Below are 20,354 nucleotides of genomic sequence, written 5' to 3'. Positions count from 1 at the left end.
GCAGGAGGCATCGCCATGGACGCCCGCACGTCGCAACCGACTTATGCAACGCATCAGCCGCCCGCACGGGGCTGGCGGCCCGAACGCTGCGACCGCGTCGCACTGGTGCTGCAAGGCGGCGGCGCACTCGGCGCCTACCAGGCCGGCGTCTACCAGGCGCTGCACGAGGCCGGCATCGAGCCCGACTGGGTCTGCGGTGTTTCAATCGGTGCGATCAACTCCGCCATCATCGCCGGCAACAAGCCGGAGCAGCGGTTAGATGCGCTGCGCACCTTCTGGGAGCGCATCACTGACCGCAAGATCTGGCACTACACGCCTGATGGCGATGTCTTCCGCCAGTGGCGCAACCTCACCAGCGCCTGGATGACGTCGGCGATGGGCCAGCCCGGCTTCTTCAGCCCGCACCAGGTCAATCCCTGGTTCAGCCCGGTCGGCGCCCGAACCGCGACGAGCTATTACGACACGGCGCCGCTCAAGGAGAGCCTGCTGGAGCTCGTCGATTTCGATCTCATCAACGAGAAGAAGGTCCGCTTCGCGGTCGGCGCGGTCAACGTGCTCTCAGGCAATTTCATCTATTTCGACAACGCCCATGACGAGATCGAGCCGGAGCACATCATGGCCTCCGGCGCCCTGCCCCCGGCGCTGCCGATGGTGCGGATCGGCACCGATCATTTCTGGGACGGCGGCATCGTCTCCAACACGCCGCTGCAGCATCTGCTCGACCAGGAGGACGCGCTCAATTCGCTGGTGTTCCAGGTCGACCTGTTCAGCGCCCGCGGCGTGCTGCCGCGCTCGATCCAGGACGTGATGGCCCGCCACAAGGACATCATGTATTCCTCACGCACCCGCCACAACACCGACGTCTATCGCCGCACGCACAATCTCAAGGTCCTGCTCTACAAGGCCCTGGCGAAGCTGCCGGAGGAACAGCTCTCCGACGAAGAGCGTGATCTCAAGACCAGCCTGTGCCACATGCCGGAGATCGCGATCCTGCATCTGATCTACCAGCAGAAGGCCTATGAGGGCGACGCCAAGGACCACGAATTCTCGGGCACCTCGATGCGCGAGCACTGGGCATCGGGCTATGAGGACACCAAGCGCACGCTGAAGCGCCGCGACTGGATCAAGATGCCGGAGCAAGGCATGGGGCTCGTGGTGCACGACGTGCACCGGGAGACGGAGAGCGCGTGAGGGGCGCTTCGGGCGGGCCGCTCAAGACAAAAATGCGAAAACAACCCCATGCACAGTAGAAGGGGCTTGGCGGATCAATGACTTACGCTTTTCCCGAATAAGATTTGACTCGTCGGGCAAAACAGGAGCATGATGGCATCATCGAGCATCCCCGCCGTCGTCCTCCTCAACCTGCAGAATTGTCTCCGATAGCAGCGCCGCGGCCTTTTGCAGCGGTGGGATGAACCGGTCCAGCTCGGCGAAGCTCACGCGCGCCACTGGCACGGAGACGCCGAGGCAGGCAATCAACTCCCGATCCGGGGACAGGATGGGGACGGCACATCCCACTACGCCCTTCACGTATTCTTCGTTGGTCTTGGCCCAGCCGCGTTGTCGCGTGTCATCGAGGACCTTCATCAGTCCGTGGACATCGACGATCGTCGTTTCCGTGAACTTTGTGAGAGGGAGTGCGCGGCACAGGTCCGCTCTGGTCCGCTGGGGCAATCTGCTCATGTAGATCTTTCCCGTGGACGTGCAGTGGAGCGGCGCCGCTTCGCCCGGATTGAACTGAAGACCCTGCGGCTCTGACACGCGGACGCTGTCGACATAGGCAACGACATTGTCGCGCACGACGCCGATCTCGCATTGCTCGCCGATCTCTCCCGCGACCGCCCGAAGCACGGCGTGCCGCCGCGCGGTACGGAAGGCCGCTCCGATGACAGAGGCGGACAACGTGACGAGCTGGTTTCCTACGACGTACCGCTTCGTCCCCAATGCTCTCTGAAGCAGTCCGCGGTCCTCGAGATTTCCGATCAACCTGTGTGCGGTCGGAAGAGGCAGCGAAAGAGCCTTTGCGATCTCGGCCGCCGAGACGGCTTTGCGTTGGTCGGCAACGTGCCGAACGATCGCGAAGGCGCGATCCAACGGTCCATCCTTATCAACTGGCTTGGTCATTTTCCCACCGGCTGGAATTCGCAGCGAAATCAAGATCAACGCCACTCATTATCATTTTTCGGAATAAAATATATTGAAATTCGACAAATTCGTTTGTCGAAATCGCCAAAGCTCATATTCTTGGCGTTGCCGGTGATTGACTAGAAATTGTGCAATGCAGTCTCGCCGTTCCGAGAATCCCGCTCCGCCGCTTGGCCGAGGGCCAGGTCCTGACGGCGCCAACAGGAGATGTGCATGTCTCGTCACTACGACGTGGACGCTGTGAGGAAGGAATTCCCCGCTGTCGAACGAATGGTGTACCTGGACGCCGGCTTTCAAACACCCCTCGCGCGTCCGGTGAAGGCAGCAATCGAGCTCTTCCTTCGCGAGGGTTTCGAGACGGCCGGTCCGAAGAGCGTCTGGCTCGACCGGGTGGAGCAGACCCGCGCGAAGGTCGCTCGCCTTCTCGGGGTCACGGCGGCTGAGATCGCCTTCACGAAGAACACGTCGGAAAGCATGAACATCGCGGCCAATGCGCTGCCGCTTCTGGCCGGCGACAATGTCCTGATGATCCACGGCGATCATCCGAACAACGCCTACGCGTTCCTCAACCTGCAACGGAAGGGCGTCGAAACGCGCTTCATTCCGATGACCGACATCGTCGATGCCGACAGCTTTGCTCCGTTCATCGACGACAGGACCCGTGCGATCTCGATGTCGCATGTAACGTTCCATGCCGGTCACCGCTTCGACATCGGGAGCGTCGGCGCACTGTGCGCGAGGAAGAAGCTCTACTTCGTCGTGGACGTGATGCAGGCAATCGGCGTCGTGCCTGTTGACGCCAAGGCGATCGGCGCCAGCTTCATCGGCTCCGGAAGCCACAAGGGATTGCTCGTGCCGCAGGGGCTCGGCCTGCTCTACTGGGACAAATCCCTCGGAGAGCTCGAACCGGCCTATCTCGCCGCCGCGAGTCTCGCCGAGGTCCCCGATGATCTCATCGCGCGTCCCGACAGGATGGCGCCCTCGCCGGCCGCAAGGCGGTTCGAGCTCGGCAATTTCAATCTGCCCGCGATCCATGCCCTGGGTGCGTCCCTCGACATGATCGAGCAGATCGGGGTGCAGAACATCCAGAACCACTGCTTCGACCTCGGCGACCACCTGATCGCGCGGCTGGACGAGCTGGGCGCGCGCCTCGTCGGCCCGCGCGATCGACAGCATCGCGCTCCGCACATCTATGTCATCGCCCTGCCAGCCACGGACTGGCTCAGCCATTTCGAGCAGAACGGCGTGCGCGTGTCGCCCGAACGCGACGGCATTCGCGTCTCGCTCGGCATGTTCAACACCACCGACGACATCGATCGCCTGATCGACGTCATTCGCCGGCGGGGGCTCGGACGCCCGTCGGTCGCAGCTTGAATTCGGCAAATGAGGGAAGGCAAAACCATGAAGAAGCTCGTTCAGGCGCTGGGACTTCTCCTGGCGCTCGTGGCTGGCAGCGCAAGCCCGTCCATGGCCGCTGACAGCCCGACGCTGGACAAGATCAAATCCAGCGGCGCGATCACCATCGGCTACCGCGAGGCCTCGATTCCATTCTCCTATCTCGGGCCCGATCAGAAGCCCGTCGGCTTCTCGCTCGATCTCTGCGCGGCGATCGTCGATCGCATCAAGGATGACCTGAAGTTGGCCAGTCTCAAGGTCAACTATACCCCGGTCAACTCCTCCAACCGGATACCGCTGATCCAGAGCGGGACCGTCGACATCGAGTGCGGCGGCACCGCGAACGACAAGAAGCGGCAGGAACAGGTCTCGTTTTCGGTCGCAACGTTCGTCAGCCAGCCGCGATGGCTCGTCAAGGCCGCCAGTGGCATCAAGACCGCCGGCGAACTGAAGGGCAAGACGGTGGTGGTCACGCAAGGCTCCAACGCGGTCGGTTTTGCACAGAGTGTCAATGCCAAGGAGCAGCTCGGCCTCAACATCGTCCAGGCCAAGGACCATGCGGAATCCTTCCTGATGCTGAACACCGGCCGTGCCGTCGCCTTCATGGAGGATGATATCCTGCTTGCCGGGCTGAAGGCCGCGGCGCCGAATCCGGACGCGCTCCTGTTCCTTCCCGAGGGTTACGCGAAAATCTACTACGGGCTGATGTTCACGAAGGGCGATGCCGGCTTCAAGGCACTCGTCGACGACGTTCTGTCCAGGCAGATGGCGTCCGGCCAATTCGAGAAGACCTACGCGAAATGGTTCACCAAGCCGATCCCGCCCAAGGGAGAGAATCTCGCGTTCCCGCTCACCGACGAATTGATCGGACGGATCGCTCATCCCAGCGACGCCGTCGACTGATTGACGGAGCTGATCGTCTGGCAAGGTCATCCTCGTCCGCACCTGCAACCTTGAGGACTCACGATGTTCGGAGTGCTTTTTGAACAGGCGGCAGACGGCCAGCGCTACATCGACTGGCTGCTGTCGGGTCTCGGCTGGACGCTCGCTCTCGCATTCTTCGGCTGGTGGATCGCCTTCGGCATCGGCGTGATCGTCGGCGTGGGCCGCACGGTGCAAAATCGCCTCTTCGCGATACCCGCCCGGCTCTATGTCGAGATATTCCGGAACATTCCCGTCCTCGTTCAGATGTTCCTCTGGTATTTCGTCTTTCCGGAGGTCGTGCCCAGCGCGCTCGGAGATGCCATCAAGCAGATCCCGCCGCCCTGGGCATCCTTCTTTCCGGCACTCCTGTGCCTGGGGCTCTATACGGCGTCTCGCATAGCCGAGCAGGTCCGGGCGGGAATCGAAGCGTTGCCGAAAGGACAACTTGAAGCGGCCAATGCTCTCGGCCTCGGCGGTTACCTCACCTATCGACACGTTATCGTGCCGCAGGCCTTGCGCCTGATCTTGCCGAGCCTCACCAGCGAGGTGATGGGCATCTACAAGAACACCTCCGTTGCCCTCACGATCGGCCTGATGGAGCTGACCGCCCAGGCTCGCCAGATCAGTGAAGCCACGTTTCAGACATTCACAGCCTTTGGCGCGGCGACCATCATCTACCTCTGTCTGGCACTGATCGCCTATCAAGCCATGACGCTGATCGACAAAGCCGTCCGGATTCCAGGTAGCGCGCCCGCCAGGCTCCCAGCTGACCAGGATCTCGCCGGTGAAGTGCAGCAGGACACCTTGCCCGGCACCATGGAGGCCGCGAAATGAATGCCCTCGATTTCTCCATCGTTGCGCAAGCCTGGCCCTATCTCTGGTCAGGGCTGATCTTCTCGCTTTCGCTCACGGCGGCCGCGTTCACCGTCGGCATGGTTCTCGGGACCTGTCTTGCGCTGGTCCAGCACTTCGAGATCCCGGTGTTCGCCCAGCTCATCCGCGGCTACGTGGCGGTCATCCGGTCGATCCCGCTGATCCTCGTCCTGTTCTGGTTCTTCTTCCTGGTGCCGATCTTGCTCGGGCATCTCGTCGGCAACGGTCGAGCGATCCCGATCGGGGCCACCTATACCGCCTTCATCACCTTTGGCTTGTTCGAGGCCGCCTACTACTCCGAGATCATCCGCGTCGGGCTGCGTGCCGTGAACAAGGGCCAGTTCGAGGCCTGCCAGGCGCTCGCACTGTCCACCTACGACACTTACCGCCATGTCGTCCTGCCGCAGGTCCTGCGCGTGGCCAGTCCGATCATCCTGAGCCAAACCATCATCCTGTTTCAGGACACCTCTCTCGTTTACGTCCTTTCGCTGACGGATCTTCTGGGCGCCGCCTCCAAGCTCGCGCAACTCAACGGCCGCCTCGTCGAAATGTACCTCGCCGTAGCCCTGGCCTACCTCGCCATCAGCTCCGCGGCGTCGCAGTGTGTCGCGGCCCTCCGCAAGCGATACGCCATTACCACATCGCGATAACGCCTCGAATTGGGAGAAAAGCATGCCTCAAGACACTCAGAGCGCTGCCGCGCAGGCTGCTGCGATCGTCGTGGTCGAGAACGTGATCAAGCGGTTCGGCGCATTCACCGCGCTGAACGACGTCACCCTTACGGTCGGCAAGGGTGAGAAGATCGTGCTTTGCGGGCCATCGGGCTCCGGCAAGTCGACGCTGATCCGGTGCATCAACCATATCGAGAAACACGACGGAGGCCGGATCATCGTCGACGGTGTCGAACTGAGCCATCGCGTCGCCGACATCAACAGCGTTCGCTGTGAAGTCGGAATGGTGTTTCAGAGTTTCAATCTCTTTCCACATCTCACCGTCGCCGAGAATCGCATGCTGGCCCCGACCAAGGTTCGCGGCCTGTCACGAGCCGAAGCGCGTGAACGCGCACTCAGCTTGCTGCGGAAAGTGCGCATCCAGGATCAGGCAGACAAGTATCCTGCCCAATTGTCTGGCGGCCAGCAGCAACGCGTCGCCATTGCGCGAGCGCTGTGCATGCAGCCCAAGATCATGCTGTTCGACGAACCGACATCCGCGCTCGACCCCGAGATGGTCAAGGAAGTGCTGGACACCATGGTCGAGCTGGCGCGAGAGGGAATGACGATGGTCTGCGTGACCCACGAGATGGGCTTCGCCCGCGAGGTCGCCGACCGGGTCGTCTTCATGGATCGCGGGAGCATCATCGAGGAAGCAGATCCCGAGACATTCTTCCGGACTCCGCGCACCGAACGGGCCAAAGGCTTCCTGAACCGGATCATCCACTAGCAGGCAAGACAGGGACGTCTTGTCATACTTGCCAAATCGCACGACAGACCCACTCCGCGCCAATCCGCGCCATTGGCGAGACCGCTCGCGATGCCATAAACTGCGGACCAGGAGCGTCAGGAGGCTAACGTGCGCCCGGTCAGCGAAGGCGCGTATTTCTTTGACGAGTATCGATTTTTTCCCCGGAGACAGTTGCTGCTGCGGGGACAGGTGCCCGTCCGGGTCGGCGCGCGCGCGCTCGATCTGCTTCAGGTGCTGCTCGAGCGCCAGGGCGAGCTGGTCAGCAAGGCCGATCTGATCCGCTTCGCCTGGCCCGACACTTTCGTGCATGAGAGCAATCTGAAAGTGAACATCGCGGCCCTGCGCCGGTCGCTGCCGCAGGACCAGGCCGAGCTTCCCTACATCATCACCGTTCCGGGCCGCGGTTATCGGTTCGCCGCGCCGGTCCGGTTCGAGACGGCCTCTGCCTCGTCCGCGACACCCTCACAGGGTGGCGGCGGCTTCGACCGGCATCCGCAAGGGCCTCCCCTCCTGATCGGGCGCGAGGATGACGTCGCCGAACTCACAAGGCGGGTTTGTGATCGCGGCTTTGTCACCGTTGTCGGCCCCGCCGGCGTCGGCAAGACCAGCCTCGCCATCGCAGCCGCCCGGGAGCTCGGAGAACGTTTTGGCGACGGTGTCTGCTTCGTCGATCTCGCCGCGATCAACGATCCCCAATTGGTGTGCGCGGCGATCGCGTCCGCCCTTGGATCGGGCGCCGGGCTGGTCGATCTGCTCGTCGGCATCGTCGAAGCCTTGCGTTCCAAGGACATGCTGCTGATCCTGGACAATTGCGAGCATGTGCTGGCCACCGCCGCCGTCGTGGCCGAGCACATTCATCTCGCGCTGCCCGATATCGGCATCATCGCGACCAGCCGCGAGCCCTTTCGCTCGAAGACGGAGAATGTGTACCGGCTGCCGCCGCTCCGCTGTCCCGCAGATGATTTGCGCCTCGACGGACGACGGGCGATGGCGTTCCCGGCGGTCGAGCTGTTCGTCACAAGGGCCCAGGAGGCGGCAGGTTTTGGCCTGAGTGATGGCGACGCGCCAGTGATTGCCGAGATCTGCCGGCGGCTGGATGGAATTCCCCTCGCCATCGAGCTTGCGGCACCGCGGCTGAAAAGCCATGACCCGGCCACCCTGCTCCGGCATCTCAACGAGAGCTTTGACCTCCTGAACTACGGCCCGCGCACCGCGCCGCTCCGGCACCAGGCGCTTCAGGCCACCCTCGACTGGAGCTACCGGCTGCTGTCCGAGGGCGAAGCGTCGCTGCTGCGTCACTTGTCCGTGTTTTCAGGACGCTTCACGACCGAGGACGTCCTCGGCATCACCAGCGACATCGTGGCCTCGCCGGGCGAGACAGCGGCATGCCTCGAAAGCCTCGCATCGAAGTCGCTGGTCGCGCAGACCATCACGGACGGCAAGGCCGCCTACCGGCTGCTCGACACGACCAAGAGCTACGCCGCCGAGCGGCTGCGCGCCGAAGGTGAACATCGGCGTGCCTGCGAGAGCCATGCCGTCTATCTGCTCGATCTGTTCGAGCGGGCCGAGGCGGAATGGAAATGGCTGGCGCGGGACGACTGGATGGCGACCTATGGCCAGCGCGCCAATGATCTGCGCAAGGCGATCGACTGGGCTTTCGGCGCGGAAGGCGATGTCGAGACTGGCCTCAGACTATCCGCTGCCGCCATACCGCTCTGGGACGAGCTCTCGTCGGTCGCTGAATGCCGGCAGCGCGTGCGCACGGCGCTGGACACCGCAAAGCAGACGGCTCATCCGGATCTCGAATTGCAGATGAAGCTGGCGACGGCCTACGCCCGCAGCCTCTCCTTCACCGCCCGGCTGGAACCGGAGGCGGAAGCGGCGTGCCGCGAGAGCGTGCGGCTGGCCGAGCTGAAAGGCGATGCGGATTATCAGCTCCGCGCGATCTGGGGTCTCGCAGTGCTCCAATCATTCGCCGGGCGTCACCGCGACGTTCTGGCGAGCCTCGATCGCTTCGATGCGATCAGCGCGCGGGCCAAGGATCGTTCGGCGGCAGCGTCCGGCGCGCGCTTTCGGATCATGACGCAGTTCTATCGCGGCGACATCGGCGGCGCGCATGACGCCCTGAAGCGGCTCGCCAGACAGCACGACCGTCTTGCCCAGCGCACGCGCATCTCGCGCTTCCAGGTCGATCCCTATGTCGTGATCCGCGTCTCGCTCGCCTTCGTCGGCTGGGTGCGCGGGGATACGCTCGAAGCCGTCAGGACCGCCAGAGCCGCCGTCGAAGGTGCCGCCGCGACCGAGCACCTGGTGACACAGTCCAACGCGCTTGCCCTGGCCTTCATTCCCATCGCGATCTGGACCGGCGATGTCGATGCCGCCGAGCAGCACCTGAACCTGCTCGACGACAACCTCAACCAGAGGAACCTTGCGAGCTGGGCGCCGCTCAGCCACTTCTTCCGTGCCGCGATCCACCACCAGCGCGGCAAGGCGGATGCCGTCGAACAGATGCGCATTGCCGCCAACGAGATCCTCGGCAGCCAATTCCTGATACGCGCCCCGATCTATCTCGGCATGCTGGCCGAAGCAGCGCTCGAGCGCGGCCGGATCGACGTCGCGTGCGCAAGCATTACTGCGGCCTTGAGGCATGCGGAGCAACTGGATGAGACCTGGTGTCAGCCTGAACTGCTGCGCATCCTCGGGCGGATCGAATATCGACACGGCGATCGGATGCGCGGCGAGCAGACCCTGATCCGCGCGGTGCAGACCGCCGGCGAGGCAGGCGCCCTCTCCTTCCAGCTCCGCGCGGCCACCGACCTTGCGGATGTGTGGGCAGAGACCGGGGCGCCTTCGGCGGCCATCGCCCTGCTCGATCCGATCTGCCGGGTGTTTGCCCCTGATGGCGCGGACAAGGACATCACGAGGGCGCGGCGTTTACTGGATCTTCTGCTTTGAGAATTGCAGAGCGCCGGTTCCACCTGATCCCAGCCGTACGCTTTTACCACATTTAACCGCGGCTCCCTCGACACCTCGCTAGACTCGAACGGCGATGGCCGAACTCGGACCGGGACTTCAGCCGTGAGGACGGCAATCTTTCGAAGGACGCACCGACATGATCGAGCTCACCGTCAATGGGACCAGGCATCGGGTCGATGTCGTTCCCGAGATGCCCCTGCTCTGGGTCCTGCGCGACGAGCTCGGCATCACCAGCCCCAAATACGGCTGCGGTGTCGCGCAATGCGGGGCCTGCACCGTCCGGATCGACGGCATGGCCGTCCGGTCGTGCCAGGCGCATATCGGCGAGGTCGCGGGCAAGTCGGTCGTCACGCTCGAAGGCCTGGAGAAAAGAGAGCAGAACCCGGTCATCCAGGCCTGGATCGAGCATCAGGTGCCGCAATGCGGCTACTGCCAGACCGGCCAGATCATGCAGGCGATCTCGCTGCTCGACCTGATTTCGAATCCCACGGATGACGAGATCAACCAGGTGATGTCAGGCAATCTCTGCCGCTGCGGCACCTATCCGCGCATCCGCGCCGCGATCCATGCGGCCGCGGCCAAGAAGATGGCGGAGAAGTGAGATGGGCCATATCGAAAACCTCTCCCGCCGCGCGTTCGTCTTCGGCTCCGCCGCCATCGCCGGCGGCATCGCCTTCGGCGCCTTTGGCACCGCTGAAGCCGCTGCCAGCGCCGATGACAATCCGCTGACCGCCGGTCTCGGACCGAACTCCGTGACCTTCAATCCCTGGGTCGAGATCAGCCCGGACAAGATCACGCTGATCGCGCAGCATGCCGATATCGGCCAGGGCGTCGGCTCGGTGCAGCCGATCATGATTGCCGAGGAGATGGACCTCGATCCCGGCCAGTTCGAGGTTCGCTTCGCAGGCCCCAGCCCCGCCTATTTCAACACCGGCTTTGCCGACGAGCTGGCACCGTTCGTGGCTGCGGACCAAAGTCCGGCCGCCGAGGAAGCGCGCGCCAAGATGCTCGAATGGCTGAGACAGGCTGGCCTGCAGATGACCGGCGGGTCGAGCACGCTGCCGGATACCTATGACAAGCTGCGCGTTGCCGGCGCGGTCGCGCGCGAGACGCTGAAGGCGGCTGCCGCCAAGCGGTCAGGCGTGGCTGTGGCTGACCTGCGCACCCAATCGGGCCATGTGATCCTGCCCAACGGCACCAAGATCGCCTATGTCGATCTCTCCGCGGATGCCGCGAAGATTCCGCCGGTGCTCGATGCCAAGCCGCGCGATCCCTCGAAATGGCGCATGCTGGGCAAGCCGATGACGCGCCTCGACATTCGCGACAAGGTCATGGGCGAGCTGAAGTTCGGCATCGACCTGAAGATGGACGGCATGCTGTATGCCGCCGTCAAGCTGAACCCCGGCAAGGGCCAGCCGCTGAAGTCATACGACGCCAGCAAGGCGCGCGCGATGCCGGGGGTCAAGACGGTCCTCGAACTCAAGACTGGCGTCGCGGTGATCGCCACCAACAGCTGGTACGCCATGAAGGCGGTCGACGCCGTGGTTTGCGAGTGGGCGCCTTCGGCGTATCCCGCCGAGCAGGCTGACCACTGGAAGGTGCTGGAATCCTCGTTCAAGCCTGAATTCCTCGGCAAGGAGTGGCGCAAGATCGGCGATATCGAAGCCGGGCTGAAGATGGGCAAGCTCGTCGAGGCCGAGTATCGCGCGCCCTATGTGGGGCATCAGCCGCTCGAGCCGCTCAATGGAATCGGCCTCGTCACCGACAAGGGAATGGAGATCTGGGTCGGCCATCAGAGCCCCCGCTTCGTGCAATATGTCGCGGCAACGGCGATCGGCCTCAAGCCGGAGCAGGTGACCTTCCACAATCAGTGGGTTGGTGGAAGTTTTGGCCACCGTCTCGAATACGAGAACGTCCGCGCCCTCGCCGAGATCGCCAATCAGATGAAGGGAACGCCGATCAAGCTGGTGTTCTCGCGCGAGGAAGATTTCCTCCAGGACATTCCGCGGCAGATTGCGCTCGCCCGGCACCGCGGCAGCGTCGACAAGGGCAAGATCGTCGCAGCCGATCTGCAACTCGCCTCGACGGCACCGTTCAAGGGGCTGCTCGAGCGTTCGGGCACACCAACCAAGGATCCCGACGGGCAATTGGCCGCAGGTCTGTGGAACGTCTATTACGACATTCCCAATTTCCGGGGCACGAGCTTTGAGGCGCAAGGACTGTCGCCGTGCACCACATGGCGCTCGGTCGGCGCCTCGACATCGGGCTTCTTCACCGAGAGCTTCATCGACGAGCTGATTCATGCCGCGGGTCTCGATCCCATGAAGGCGCGCATCGCGATGTGCAACGTGCCGCACTATCGCAAGGTGCTGGAGACGGTCGCGGAGATGTCGGACTGGAATGGACCGCTCGGCAACGGCCGGGGTCGCGGCGTCGCGTTCGTCGAATCCTTTGGCACGCCGGTCGCCGAAGTCGTCGAGGTCTCGGTGACGGACAGAGGCATCAAGATCGACAAGGTCTGGATTGCGGTCGACGTCGGCAAGGTCGTCGATCCCGTCAATTTCGAGAACCAGGTGCAGGGCGGCGTGATCTGGGGGCTCGGCCACGCCATCAACTGCGAGCTCACTTACGCCAAGGGCGCGGTGCAGCAGACCAACTACAACCATCACGAGGCGATGCGGATCTACCAATGCCCCGTCATCGAGGTTCGCGGGCTCGAGAACGATCCCAAGGTGAGAGGCGTCGGGGAGCCGCCCGTTCCCCCTGCCGCGCCCGCGCTCGCCAACGCGATCTTCGCGGCGACCGGAAAACGGATCCGCGAAATGCCCTTCAACAAGTTCATCGATTTCGTGTGAGGCGCGCCATGAAGAGATCTCTGATCGCGCTCGTCTTCGCGGCCTCGTCCATCGCGGCCCTCACGGGCATCGTCGTGGCCAAGGACGAGCCCGCCAGGGGCGCGCTGCCGCCGGGCAGCGTCAGCCGCGCCGAGGGGCTGGAGGCCTGGAAGCGGATCGAAGCCGTGGTGACGCATCCGCGCTGCGCCAACTGCCACGTCGACGCCAAGGCGATCCCGATCTGGACGCCGGCCGGCGAAACCAGGCCGCGTGTGCACGGCATGAACATCCACGGCGGAGAGAGCCGGATCGGGGCTGAAGCGATCCGCTGCTCGACCTGCCACATGACGTCAACCCAGGCGAATGAGCCGGCACCGTCGCCGCCGCGCGCCGGCATCGACTGGCAGCTTGCGCCGGTCGCCTTCATCTGGTTCGGCAAGAGCGGCGCCGAGATCTGTGCGCAGCTGAAGGACCCCAAGCGCAATGGCGGCCGCGACGCCGCCGGCCTGGTCGAGCATCTCAGGCACGATGCGTCCCTCAACGGATTCATCCCGCGCGGATGGGCGCCCGGCGCAGGCCGCTCGACGCCGCCGGGCAGCTTTGAGGAGCACGTCAAGGACATGGCGCTGTGGGGAGCAGCGGGACAGCCCTGCCCGAATTGATCGAGGTTACTTCGCGTCCTTGTTCAGTTCGATCGCGACCTCCGCCATCCAGGAGCCCGGCGCTTCCATCAGGAAGGACTGATGGCTGGCCTTGGTCTGGATCGTGACTAGCGCAGCGACGGTGTTTCCTTCAATCCGCGCCTCGATCAGGCCGTCCTTGTTGGTGCCGTAGACCTTGCCGCCCTGACGATATTCGCTCTCGAACCAGTTGCCCGAGAGCTCCGTCCCGCTCTGCTCGATGTTGGCGGACAGGACCATCTTGTAGGCATCGCTGGCGCAGCGCAGGTCGAGGGTCAACGAGCGTCCAGGCCGCGTGACGTTGTACGCCACCTTGCAGCGAACCTTTTCACGCGGACCATCGGACGGCTTCATGGTGCCGATGCCCGACCATGCGCCGGCGAGCGTGTCGAACACCGGCTCCGCGCGTAACGGCTTGATGCCGGCAAGCACGAGGCAAATCGCGCTGGTGCCGATACGCGCGGCCATGGTCTTCAATAGCATCTGCCCATCCTGATCCCGTCAAATCAGGGCGCGTCCTACGCGCCAACAGCCGCAGGATGTTGGCGAAGATGTTTTGGGATGTTGCAGAGATTGGCTGAATGTTGCCAAGACGTCATTGCGAGCGCCGCGACGGCCAGGCTTACGGCCTGATCGAAAAATTCTCCGGCGGCCCGGCCTTGCGCAGCGGCTCGGCCAGCCTTGCGAACTCGCACAGCAGCGAGCGCGTCTTGCGGGGATCGATGATCTCCTCGACCCAGAATTTTTCAGCCGAGCGGAACGGCGAGCGCAGCTTGTTGAGGCGCTGCTGGATCTCCTCCAGCTTTGCGCCCTTGTCCTCGGCCGCCTCGATGTCGGCGCGATACGCCGCCTCGATGCCGCCTTCGAGCGGGAGCGAGCCCCAATAGGCTGACGGCCAGGCGTAGCGGATCGAGAAGCGGTCTGCCGGCTGATGCACGACGCCGGCGACGCCGAACGCATTGCGCAGGATCACCGTGCACCACGGCACCGTGGTCTGGTTGACCGCGGCCATGGCGCGGACGCCGTGGCGGATGGTCGCCGCCTTCTCGGCATCGAGGCCAATCATGAAGCCGGGGCAATCCATGAGATAGACGATCGGCAGATGGAAAGTCTCGGCGAAGTCGACCCAGCGCACCACCTTCTGGCAGGCGTCCGCGGTCCAGGAGCCGCCATAGTGGAAACTGTCGCTGGCGAGCAGCATCACCGCCCTGCCTTCGAGCCGCGCGAGACCGACGATGACAGGCCTGCCGAAATTGGAGGCCACCTCGAAGAACGAGCCCTTGTCCACGACCTGCTCGATGATCGGCCGGATCTTGTAGACCTGCTTGCGGTTGCGCGGCACCGCGTTCATCAGCGCCTCTTCGCTGCGCTCCGGATTATCGGCGCAGGGCACGGTCGGCGGCAGCTCGTAGACCGATGACGGCAGGTAAGAGAGGAAACGCCGCGCGCAGGCGAACGCCTCCTCTTCCGTATCGACAGCGTGGTCGACCGCGCCGGCGCGGGTCTGGATATCGGCGCCACCGAGCTCCTCCTTCGAGAGGTCCTGCCCCAACGCCTTCACCACCGGCGGCCCTGCGACGAACATCGCGGACTTCCGGGTCATGATGGAATAGTGGCTGGCGGCGAGGCGCGCGGCGCCGAGGCCCGCGACCGAGCCGAGGCCGAGCGCGACGACAGGCACGCGCGACAGATTCTCCGTCGTGAAGCGATACCAGCGGGTGCCGCCGATGCCGCCGGGCAGATTCGCAGCGCCCTTGGTCTCGATGGTCTTGACCGAGCCGCCGCCGCCGGATCCCTCGATGATGCGGACGATGGGCAGGCGGAAGTCGTGCGCCATCTCCTCCGCCATCAGCGGCTTGGCCGAGATCGACGCATCGGCCGAGCCGCCGCGCACCGTAAAATCGTCGCCGACGACGACCACGGTGCGGCCGTCGACGCGTCCGCGGCCGAACACGCAGTTCGCCGGCGTCAATTTCTGCAGCTCGCCGCTGGAATCGTACTCACCGATGCCGGAGACGGCACCGATCTCGTGAAAGCTGCCTCTGTCGATCAGCTTGTCGATACGCTCCCGAACAGTCAGCCGGCCCTGGTCATGCTGACGCTTGACCTTGTCAACGCCGCCCATCTCCCGCGCGAAGGCTTCGCGCCGGGCGAGCTCGTCGAGTTCCGGCTTCCAGTTCATTCACTCCCTCCGAATTGATCGGCTTGTTATTGTTGTGCACGGCCATTGCGACCGGTTTACGCGGGATGCGGTTGTTGAAGACGTCGCCTTCCGCGCCCTCGAGCAGGCTGCCGAGCGAGCGGCCGAGCGCGAGCATCAGCGGCGCGACTTCGGCATGCAGACGCTGCTCGTCATACATCGCCGAGAGCAGACCGATCGTGATGACGACGAAGGTCTGGTACTGCGGCGACCAGATCGGCACCGCGAGCCCGTTGATGTGCGGGCTCCAGATGCCGCAGGCGACGACATAGCCGCGCTCGCGCAGCGACTGCCTGTTGGCCTCGATGCGGGGCCGCAGGATTTTCGCAGCCTCGGGCGCTTCGCGCTCCATGTCCGCAATGAAGGCATCGCCGATCTCGGGCGCCAGCGCCGCGGTGTAGGCCGCGCCCGCGGCGGTCGAGGCCATCGAGATGCGGCTGCCGGTGCCCTCGTGCAGGCCGAGTGCGGTGGCCGAGCGCGCGAACTGGAGATAGACCAGATGGAAGCGATCGGGGACGACGAAGCCGACCGTGCCGGGCAGTTGCTCGGCGACTTCCTGGAGCCGCTGGCGGATCATGCTGCGGAGCTGCGCGCCCTTCATCATCGAGGCGCTCATCGCTACCGCGCTCGGACCGATGCGATATTTCTGATCGCGCGGCAGATAGACCAGCTGGCCCATGCGCGTCAGCGTGTGCGTGAGCCGCGACACCGTCGAGCGCGGCAGACCGCAGCGATTTGAAATCTCGAGATTGCCGAGCCTGATCTCGTGGCCCTCGAAGCATCGCAACACGTCGAACGCGCGCGACACCACCTGGATGACATCACCCTCACCGGCTTCGCCAGCGAGCGCACCTTGCCTACTCAACCGCTCCGAACGTCGTCCCATGATCCCTACCGTTTGTTCCGCTGTGCGGAATTAAATTCCACTTGTAGATGACGCTACCTCAGGCATTTTGCGACGACAACAAAAAGGCGATTGGCATGCCAGAAATAAAGATCGTCACCGAAGTCGCGGGACGCATCTGCGCAACGCCCGTGCAGGTTGGAGGAACCGTCGCAGATGGTGATGACGTTGTGGTCGTCGAAGCCATGAAGATGGAGATTCCGGTGCCCTCGCCCGCGAGCGGCACCATCACATCGCTTCTGGTCAAGCTCGATGATGTCGTTGCCGAAGGACAGGCGATCGCGATCGTCGCGAACTGACTGCATTCTCCGTCATTTCCGCGACAATCTGTCTGCCTCATTGCTGCGTTCGCGGTACGGCGTTGCCATCGCCTGATCGCGATGACATGATCTGTTTCAAACAAATCTTGTTTCAAACAAAGAAAGAAAATCTTCGCGGCCAACGCGGGGATCATTGGAGGGGAACATGTTTCGTGGACTGCTCATGCTCGCGCCTGCCTTGGTTGCGGACATTTCTTTTGCGTCTACACGCTATGCATTCGCCGAAGACATCAAGCTGCCGGCGACATTGACCTTCACCGCCTATGACACCGGCACCGCCGGCTTCAATATCGCGGTCGGCGTCGGCAAGATGATGAAGGACAAATACAGTACCGATGTGCGCGTGCTGCCCGCGGGCAACGACGTCGCGCGGCTCGCGCCGCTGCGCGCCAAGCGCGCGGCGGCCGCGGCGATGGGATCCGGGACCTATTTCGCGCAGGAAGGCGTGTTCGAGTTCGGCTCCAGGGAATGGGGTCCGCAGCCGCTCCAGATCCTGCTCTCGACGGTCGACTGCAATTGCGGTTCGCTTGGCGTCGCCGCCGATACCGGAGTGAAAGATCTGAAAGACCTGAAAGGCAAGCGCGTCGGATTCGTCGTCGGCTCGCCCGCGCTGAACCAGAACTCGCTCGCCGTGCTCGCCTTCGCCGGGCTGACCCAGAAGGACGTCAAGGTCGTCGAGTTCGCCAGCTACGGCGCGATGTGGAAGGGCTTGATCAACAACGACACCGATGCCGCCTTCGGCACCACCATCACCGGCCCGGCGAAAGAGGCCGAGACCTCGCCGCGCGGGCTGGTCTGGCCGCCGCTGCCGGCGGGCGACAAGGAAGGCTGGGCGCGGATGCAGAAAGTCGGCTCGTTCTTCTTCCCGCAGCTTGCCACCTGCGGCGCGGGCATCACGCCGGAGAAACCGATCGAGCTCGGCAACTATCCCTACCCGATCTTCGTCACCTATGCCTCGCAGCCGGCCGACCAGATCTATGCCATCACCAAGGCGATGATCACCAATTACGATGCCTACAAGGACTCCGCGCCCGGCGCCGGCGGGCTCGCTGCTGACCGGCAGACCAAGAACTGGGTGGTGCCGGTGCATCCCGGCGCCGTGAAGGCGCTGAAGGAAGCGGGTCAATGGAGCGACGCGCAGGACGCCCACAACAACAAGCTGATCAAGCGGCAGGAGGTGCTCGGCGCCGCCTGGGCCGAATACGGCAAGTCCAGCCCGCCAGCGGATGACAAGGCGTTCCTCGACGGCTGGATGAAGGCGCGCGCGGCTGCGCTTGCGAAGGCCGACATGGTGAACGGCTTCGAGGACTAGAGCGGGATGGGATCGATCGTCGCCACGCACGAGATGTGCTCCCTCTCCCGCTTGCGGGAGAGGGTTGGGGAGAGGGTCTCTCCACAGTGGGGTTCCCCAGAGGCGAGAGCCCTCACCCGCCGCTTCGCGCCGACCTCTCCCGCAAGCGGGAGAGGTTTGGTCGCCCGCGGCCCGACCGCTTCAACCAACTGCCATTCGCCTAGTCTGCATTCAACAACCCACGCGCGGGGTCGATCATGTCTGCTTCAATCTCCACCGCCCCGCAGGACGACGCCAAGCGGGTCGTGTTCGACGATCCGCACGGCGCCGCCGCCAACATGCAGGAGGCGGAGGTCACGCGCGTCCGCACGCTGCGCGGTGCATGGCGCTGGACGCTGATCGCTGCGACCGCCGCAACCATCCTGCTCTGCATCAACCAGCAATTCTCGCTGCGCTTCTTCATCGGCTACACCCAGCTCAACACGGAGTATTTTTATCTCCTGATCGCGTTGATGCTGCCCTTCACCTTCCTGATCTTTCCGGGGACGGAGCGCGCGCCGCTCGATCGCATTCCCTGGTATGACCTGCTCTTCTTCATCGTGACGTTCGGCGCGGCATTGCTGCTGATGTCGAACGTGCGCAAGGCGGCCGAGGCCGGCTGGGAGTTCGGCGGCGCGCCGAACACCGTGATCGCCGCGGGCCTCGTGATGTGGGTGATGCTGATGGAGGCGCTGCGCCGCACCGGCGGCTGGAGCCTGCTCTTGAGCGTACTGCCCTTCACCGTCTATCCGCTGTTCGCGGAGTCCGGCTGGTTAGGTCCGTTCCGCGGCACGCAGTCGACATTGGAACAGGCGACCGCCTATCACGTGCTCTCGGGCGAGAGCCTGCTCGGCATTCCCATCCAGGCCTTCGCCGACACCGTGATCGGCTTCCTCGTATTCGGCACCGCGCTGATGATGACGGGCGCCGGAAAATTCTTCATCAACCTTGCCTTCGCGCTGTGCGGCACGTTTCGCGGGGGCGCGGCAAAAGTCTGCATCTTTGCCAGCGGGCTGCTCGGCATGATGTCGGGCTCGATCATCTCCAACGTGCTCACCGCTGGCACCATGACCATTCCGGTCATGAAGAAGAGCGGCTTTCGCGCCTCCTATGCCGGCGCGATCGAGGCCTGCGCCTCCACAGGCGCGGTGCTGGCGCCGCCGGTGATGGGCGCGACCGCCTTCGTGATCGCCCAGTTCCTCAATGTCAGCTATGCCGACGTCGCGATCGCCGCGATCATTCCCGCGGCGCTCTACTACATCGGCCTGTTCATGCAGGTCGATTCCTACGCCGCGCGCCACGGGCTGAAGGGGATTCCGCGGGCCGAGCTGCCGCGGGTCATGGATACGATCAAGGACGGCTGGTACTACGTCTTCGTCATCGCGCTGCTGATCGTGATGCTGCTCTATTTCAAGCGCGAGAGCCACGCGCCTTTCTACGCGACCGCGCTGCTGCTGGTGCTCAACCAGCTGTTCTCCAGGGATACCCGCTGGACACTGGCGACGATCGGTAAATTCCTCGAGGTCAACGGCCGCACCTTCGTCGAGCTGGTCGGCATCCTCGCCGGCTGCGGTCTCTTGATCGGCGCGTTCTCGATGACCGGCGTGGTGTCGAGCCTCGCCAACGACCTCTTGCACATTGCCGGCGACAATCCGTTCCTACTGCTCGGCATGTGCGCCCTCACCAGCCTCATTCTCGGCCTCGGGCTGACGACGACGGCCTGCTACATCTTCCTCGCCATCCTGGTCGCACCCGCGCTGGAGAAGCTCGGGCTGAACAAGATGGCCGTGCACATGTTCATCTTCTACTGGGGCATGCTGTCGTCGATCACGCCGCCGGTGGCGATCGCTTCGTTCGCGGCGGCAGGCATCGCCGGCTCGCCGGCGATGAAGACCGGCTGGGAATCGATGTGGGTCGGCAGCATCATCTATTTCATCCCGTTCTTCTTCGTGCTCAATCCGGCGCTGGTGCTGCAGGGGCCGAGCCCCTATCTCGCCGGTCTCGGCCTGATGGGACTTGCCGCGTTCGGAACGTTGTTCATCTGCGGCGGCATCCAAGGCTACCAGCCCTTCGTCGGCGATCTCCGCGGCGCTGGTGCGCTGGAATGGCCGATCCGCGTGCTGCTGGTGATCGGCGGCTTCGTGGTGGCAACCCCGGGCGGCGGCATCATGCCGCTGTCACAGATGCAGGTCACGCTGCTGGGGCTCGCGATCCTCGCGCCCACGGTCCTGATCGCCCTGTTGCTGGTTCGGCGGCAGGCCTCGATGCCTGATGGGTTGCGCGTGCCCTGATTGCGTTGCACAAGAGGGGCG

The 20,354-nt window shown here is 64.0% G+C and carries 17 protein-coding genes; 13 read left to right on the top strand and 4 right to left on the bottom strand.

Annotation, left to right across the window (positions count from 1 at the left end; translation table 11 throughout):
* The first annotated feature begins 15 nt into the window (after positions 1-15).
* Positions 16-1,191, top strand: coding sequence for a patatin-like phospholipase family protein (locus AC1RR3_RS35160; RefSeq protein ID WP_492829317.1), 1,176 nt, complete (start codon positions 16-18; stop codon positions 1,189-1,191).
* A 138-nt stretch (positions 1,192-1,329) separates the two neighbouring features.
* Here AC1RR3_RS35160 and AC1RR3_RS35155 read toward each other — a convergent pair whose 3' ends face one another.
* Positions 1,330-2,124, bottom strand: coding sequence for an IclR family transcriptional regulator (locus AC1RR3_RS35155; protein ID WP_492829349.1), 795 nt, complete (start codon positions 2,122-2,124; stop codon positions 1,330-1,332).
* Between the two features lie 234 nt (positions 2,125-2,358).
* Between AC1RR3_RS35155 and AC1RR3_RS35150 the strand changes: the two genes are divergently transcribed.
* The 9 genes from AC1RR3_RS35150 to AC1RR3_RS35110 all read left to right on the top strand — a co-directional run bounded on the left by AC1RR3_RS35150 (position 2,359) and on the right by AC1RR3_RS35110 (position 13,270).
* Positions 2,359-3,519: an aminotransferase class V-fold PLP-dependent enzyme gene (locus tag AC1RR3_RS35150; protein ID WP_492829315.1), complete on the top strand. Its 1,161-nt coding sequence runs from the start codon at positions 2,359-2,361 to the stop codon at positions 3,517-3,519.
* Positions 3,520-3,546: 27 nt separating this feature from the next.
* Positions 3,547-4,443, top strand: a complete 897-nt coding sequence (locus AC1RR3_RS35145; RefSeq protein WP_492829313.1) for an amino acid ABC transporter substrate-binding protein — start codon at positions 3,547-3,549, stop codon at positions 4,441-4,443.
* Between the two features lie 63 nt (positions 4,444-4,506).
* Positions 4,507-5,298: an amino acid ABC transporter permease gene (locus tag AC1RR3_RS35140; RefSeq protein WP_492829311.1), complete on the top strand. Its 792-nt coding sequence runs from the start codon at positions 4,507-4,509 to the stop codon at positions 5,296-5,298.
* A complete protein-coding gene (locus AC1RR3_RS35135) occupies positions 5,295-5,987 on the top strand; it encodes an amino acid ABC transporter permease (protein ID WP_492829309.1) in 693 nt (230 codons plus the stop codon). The genes AC1RR3_RS35140 and AC1RR3_RS35135 overlap by 4 nt, the downstream gene beginning before the upstream one ends.
* 22 nt (positions 5,988-6,009) lie before the next feature.
* Entirely contained in the window at positions 6,010-6,777 is a 768-nt protein-coding gene (locus tag AC1RR3_RS35130) for an amino acid ABC transporter ATP-binding protein (RefSeq protein WP_492829307.1), read from the top strand.
* A gap of 192 nt (positions 6,778-6,969) precedes the next feature.
* The gene (locus AC1RR3_RS35125) at positions 6,970-9,753 is read left to right on the top strand and encodes an ATP-binding protein (protein ID WP_492829305.1); all 2,784 of its coding nucleotides are present in this window, start codon (positions 6,970-6,972) and stop codon (positions 9,751-9,753) included.
* A gap of 157 nt (positions 9,754-9,910) precedes the next feature.
* Positions 9,911-10,375 (top strand): (2Fe-2S)-binding protein, encoded by a 465-nt coding sequence (locus AC1RR3_RS35120; RefSeq protein ID WP_492829303.1) that lies wholly within the window; start codon positions 9,911-9,913, stop codon positions 10,373-10,375.
* Position 10,376: 1 nt separating this feature from the next.
* Positions 10,377-12,629: a xanthine dehydrogenase family protein molybdopterin-binding subunit gene (locus tag AC1RR3_RS35115; RefSeq protein ID WP_492829301.1), complete on the top strand. Its 2,253-nt coding sequence runs from the start codon at positions 10,377-10,379 to the stop codon at positions 12,627-12,629.
* Positions 12,630-12,637: 8 nt separating this feature from the next.
* On the top strand, positions 12,638-13,270 hold the full coding sequence (locus AC1RR3_RS35110) for a hypothetical protein (protein ID WP_492829299.1): 633 nt from the start codon (positions 12,638-12,640) through the stop codon (positions 13,268-13,270).
* 6 nt (positions 13,271-13,276) lie between these two features.
* On the opposite strand, the gene AC1RR3_RS35105 is transcribed toward AC1RR3_RS35110, so the two are convergent.
* The 3 genes from AC1RR3_RS35105 to AC1RR3_RS35095 all read right to left on the bottom strand — a co-directional run bounded on the left by AC1RR3_RS35105 (position 13,277) and on the right by AC1RR3_RS35095 (position 16,374).
* A complete protein-coding gene (locus tag AC1RR3_RS35105; protein WP_492829297.1) occupies positions 13,277-13,771 on the bottom strand; it encodes a hypothetical protein in 495 nt (164 codons plus the stop codon).
* A 139-nt stretch (positions 13,772-13,910) separates the two neighbouring features.
* Positions 13,911-15,470 (bottom strand): acyl-CoA carboxylase subunit beta, encoded by a 1,560-nt coding sequence (locus tag AC1RR3_RS35100; RefSeq protein WP_492829295.1) that lies wholly within the window; start codon positions 15,468-15,470, stop codon positions 13,911-13,913.
* Complete coding sequence (locus AC1RR3_RS35095; protein WP_492829293.1) at positions 15,400-16,374, bottom strand: IclR family transcriptional regulator; 975 nt, start codon at positions 16,372-16,374, stop codon at positions 15,400-15,402. The genes AC1RR3_RS35100 and AC1RR3_RS35095 overlap by 71 nt, the downstream gene beginning before the upstream one ends.
* A gap of 47 nt (positions 16,375-16,421) precedes the next feature.
* Between AC1RR3_RS35095 and AC1RR3_RS35090 the strand changes: the two genes are divergently transcribed.
* From AC1RR3_RS35090 to AC1RR3_RS35080, 3 genes are all read left to right on the top strand, one after another.
* A complete protein-coding gene (locus AC1RR3_RS35090) occupies positions 16,422-16,691 on the top strand; it encodes an acyl-CoA carboxylase biotin carboxyl carrier protein subunit (protein ID WP_492829291.1) in 270 nt (89 codons plus the stop codon).
* Between the two features lie 166 nt (positions 16,692-16,857).
* The gene (locus AC1RR3_RS35085; RefSeq protein WP_492829289.1) at positions 16,858-18,024 is read left to right on the top strand and encodes a TAXI family TRAP transporter solute-binding subunit; all 1,167 of its coding nucleotides are present in this window, start codon (positions 16,858-16,860) and stop codon (positions 18,022-18,024) included.
* A gap of 236 nt (positions 18,025-18,260) precedes the next feature.
* Entirely contained in the window at positions 18,261-20,333 is a 2,073-nt protein-coding gene (locus AC1RR3_RS35080; RefSeq protein ID WP_492829287.1) for a TRAP transporter permease, read from the top strand.
* The last annotated feature ends 21 nt before the right edge of the window (positions 20,334-20,354 follow it).

Source organism: Bradyrhizobium sp. GW821-FHT13H05 (assembly GCF_058804065.1).
Note: the sequence above shows the minus strand (reverse complement) of the source record. Positions and strands in the feature narration are given on the sequence as shown.

Bases quoted from the DNA above. Each gene is read 5' to 3' on its own strand.
- AC1RR3_RS35160 (WP_492829317.1), top strand. From the start codon at position 16: ATGGACGCCCGCACGTCGCAACCGACTTATGCAACGCATCAGCCGCCC.
- AC1RR3_RS35155 (WP_492829349.1), bottom strand. From the start codon at position 2,124: ATGACCAAGCCAGTTGATAAGGATGGACCGTTGGATCGCGCCTTCGCG.
- AC1RR3_RS35150 (WP_492829315.1), top strand. From the start codon at position 2,359: ATGTCTCGTCACTACGACGTGGACGCTGTGAGGAAGGAATTCCCCGCT.
- AC1RR3_RS35145 (WP_492829313.1), top strand. From the start codon at position 3,547: ATGAAGAAGCTCGTTCAGGCGCTGGGACTTCTCCTGGCGCTCGTGGCT.
- AC1RR3_RS35140 (WP_492829311.1), top strand. From the start codon at position 4,507: ATGTTCGGAGTGCTTTTTGAACAGGCGGCAGACGGCCAGCGCTACATC.
- AC1RR3_RS35135 (WP_492829309.1), top strand. From the start codon at position 5,295: ATGAATGCCCTCGATTTCTCCATCGTTGCGCAAGCCTGGCCCTATCTC.
- AC1RR3_RS35130 (WP_492829307.1), top strand. From the start codon at position 6,010: ATGCCTCAAGACACTCAGAGCGCTGCCGCGCAGGCTGCTGCGATCGTC.
- AC1RR3_RS35120 (WP_492829303.1), top strand. From the start codon at position 9,911: ATGATCGAGCTCACCGTCAATGGGACCAGGCATCGGGTCGATGTCGTT.
- AC1RR3_RS35115 (WP_492829301.1), top strand. From the start codon at position 10,377: ATGGGCCATATCGAAAACCTCTCCCGCCGCGCGTTCGTCTTCGGCTCC.
- AC1RR3_RS35110 (WP_492829299.1), top strand. From the start codon at position 12,638: ATGAAGAGATCTCTGATCGCGCTCGTCTTCGCGGCCTCGTCCATCGCG.
- AC1RR3_RS35105 (WP_492829297.1), bottom strand. From the start codon at position 13,771: ATGCTATTGAAGACCATGGCCGCGCGTATCGGCACCAGCGCGATTTGC.
- AC1RR3_RS35100 (WP_492829295.1), bottom strand. From the start codon at position 15,470: ATGAACTGGAAGCCGGAACTCGACGAGCTCGCCCGGCGCGAAGCCTTC.
- AC1RR3_RS35095 (WP_492829293.1), bottom strand. From the start codon at position 16,374: ATGGGACGACGTTCGGAGCGGTTGAGTAGGCAAGGTGCGCTCGCTGGC.
- AC1RR3_RS35090 (WP_492829291.1), top strand. From the start codon at position 16,422: ATGACGCTACCTCAGGCATTTTGCGACGACAACAAAAAGGCGATTGGC.
- AC1RR3_RS35085 (WP_492829289.1), top strand. From the start codon at position 16,858: ATGTTTCGTGGACTGCTCATGCTCGCGCCTGCCTTGGTTGCGGACATT.
- AC1RR3_RS35080 (WP_492829287.1), top strand. From the start codon at position 18,261: ATGTCTGCTTCAATCTCCACCGCCCCGCAGGACGACGCCAAGCGGGTC.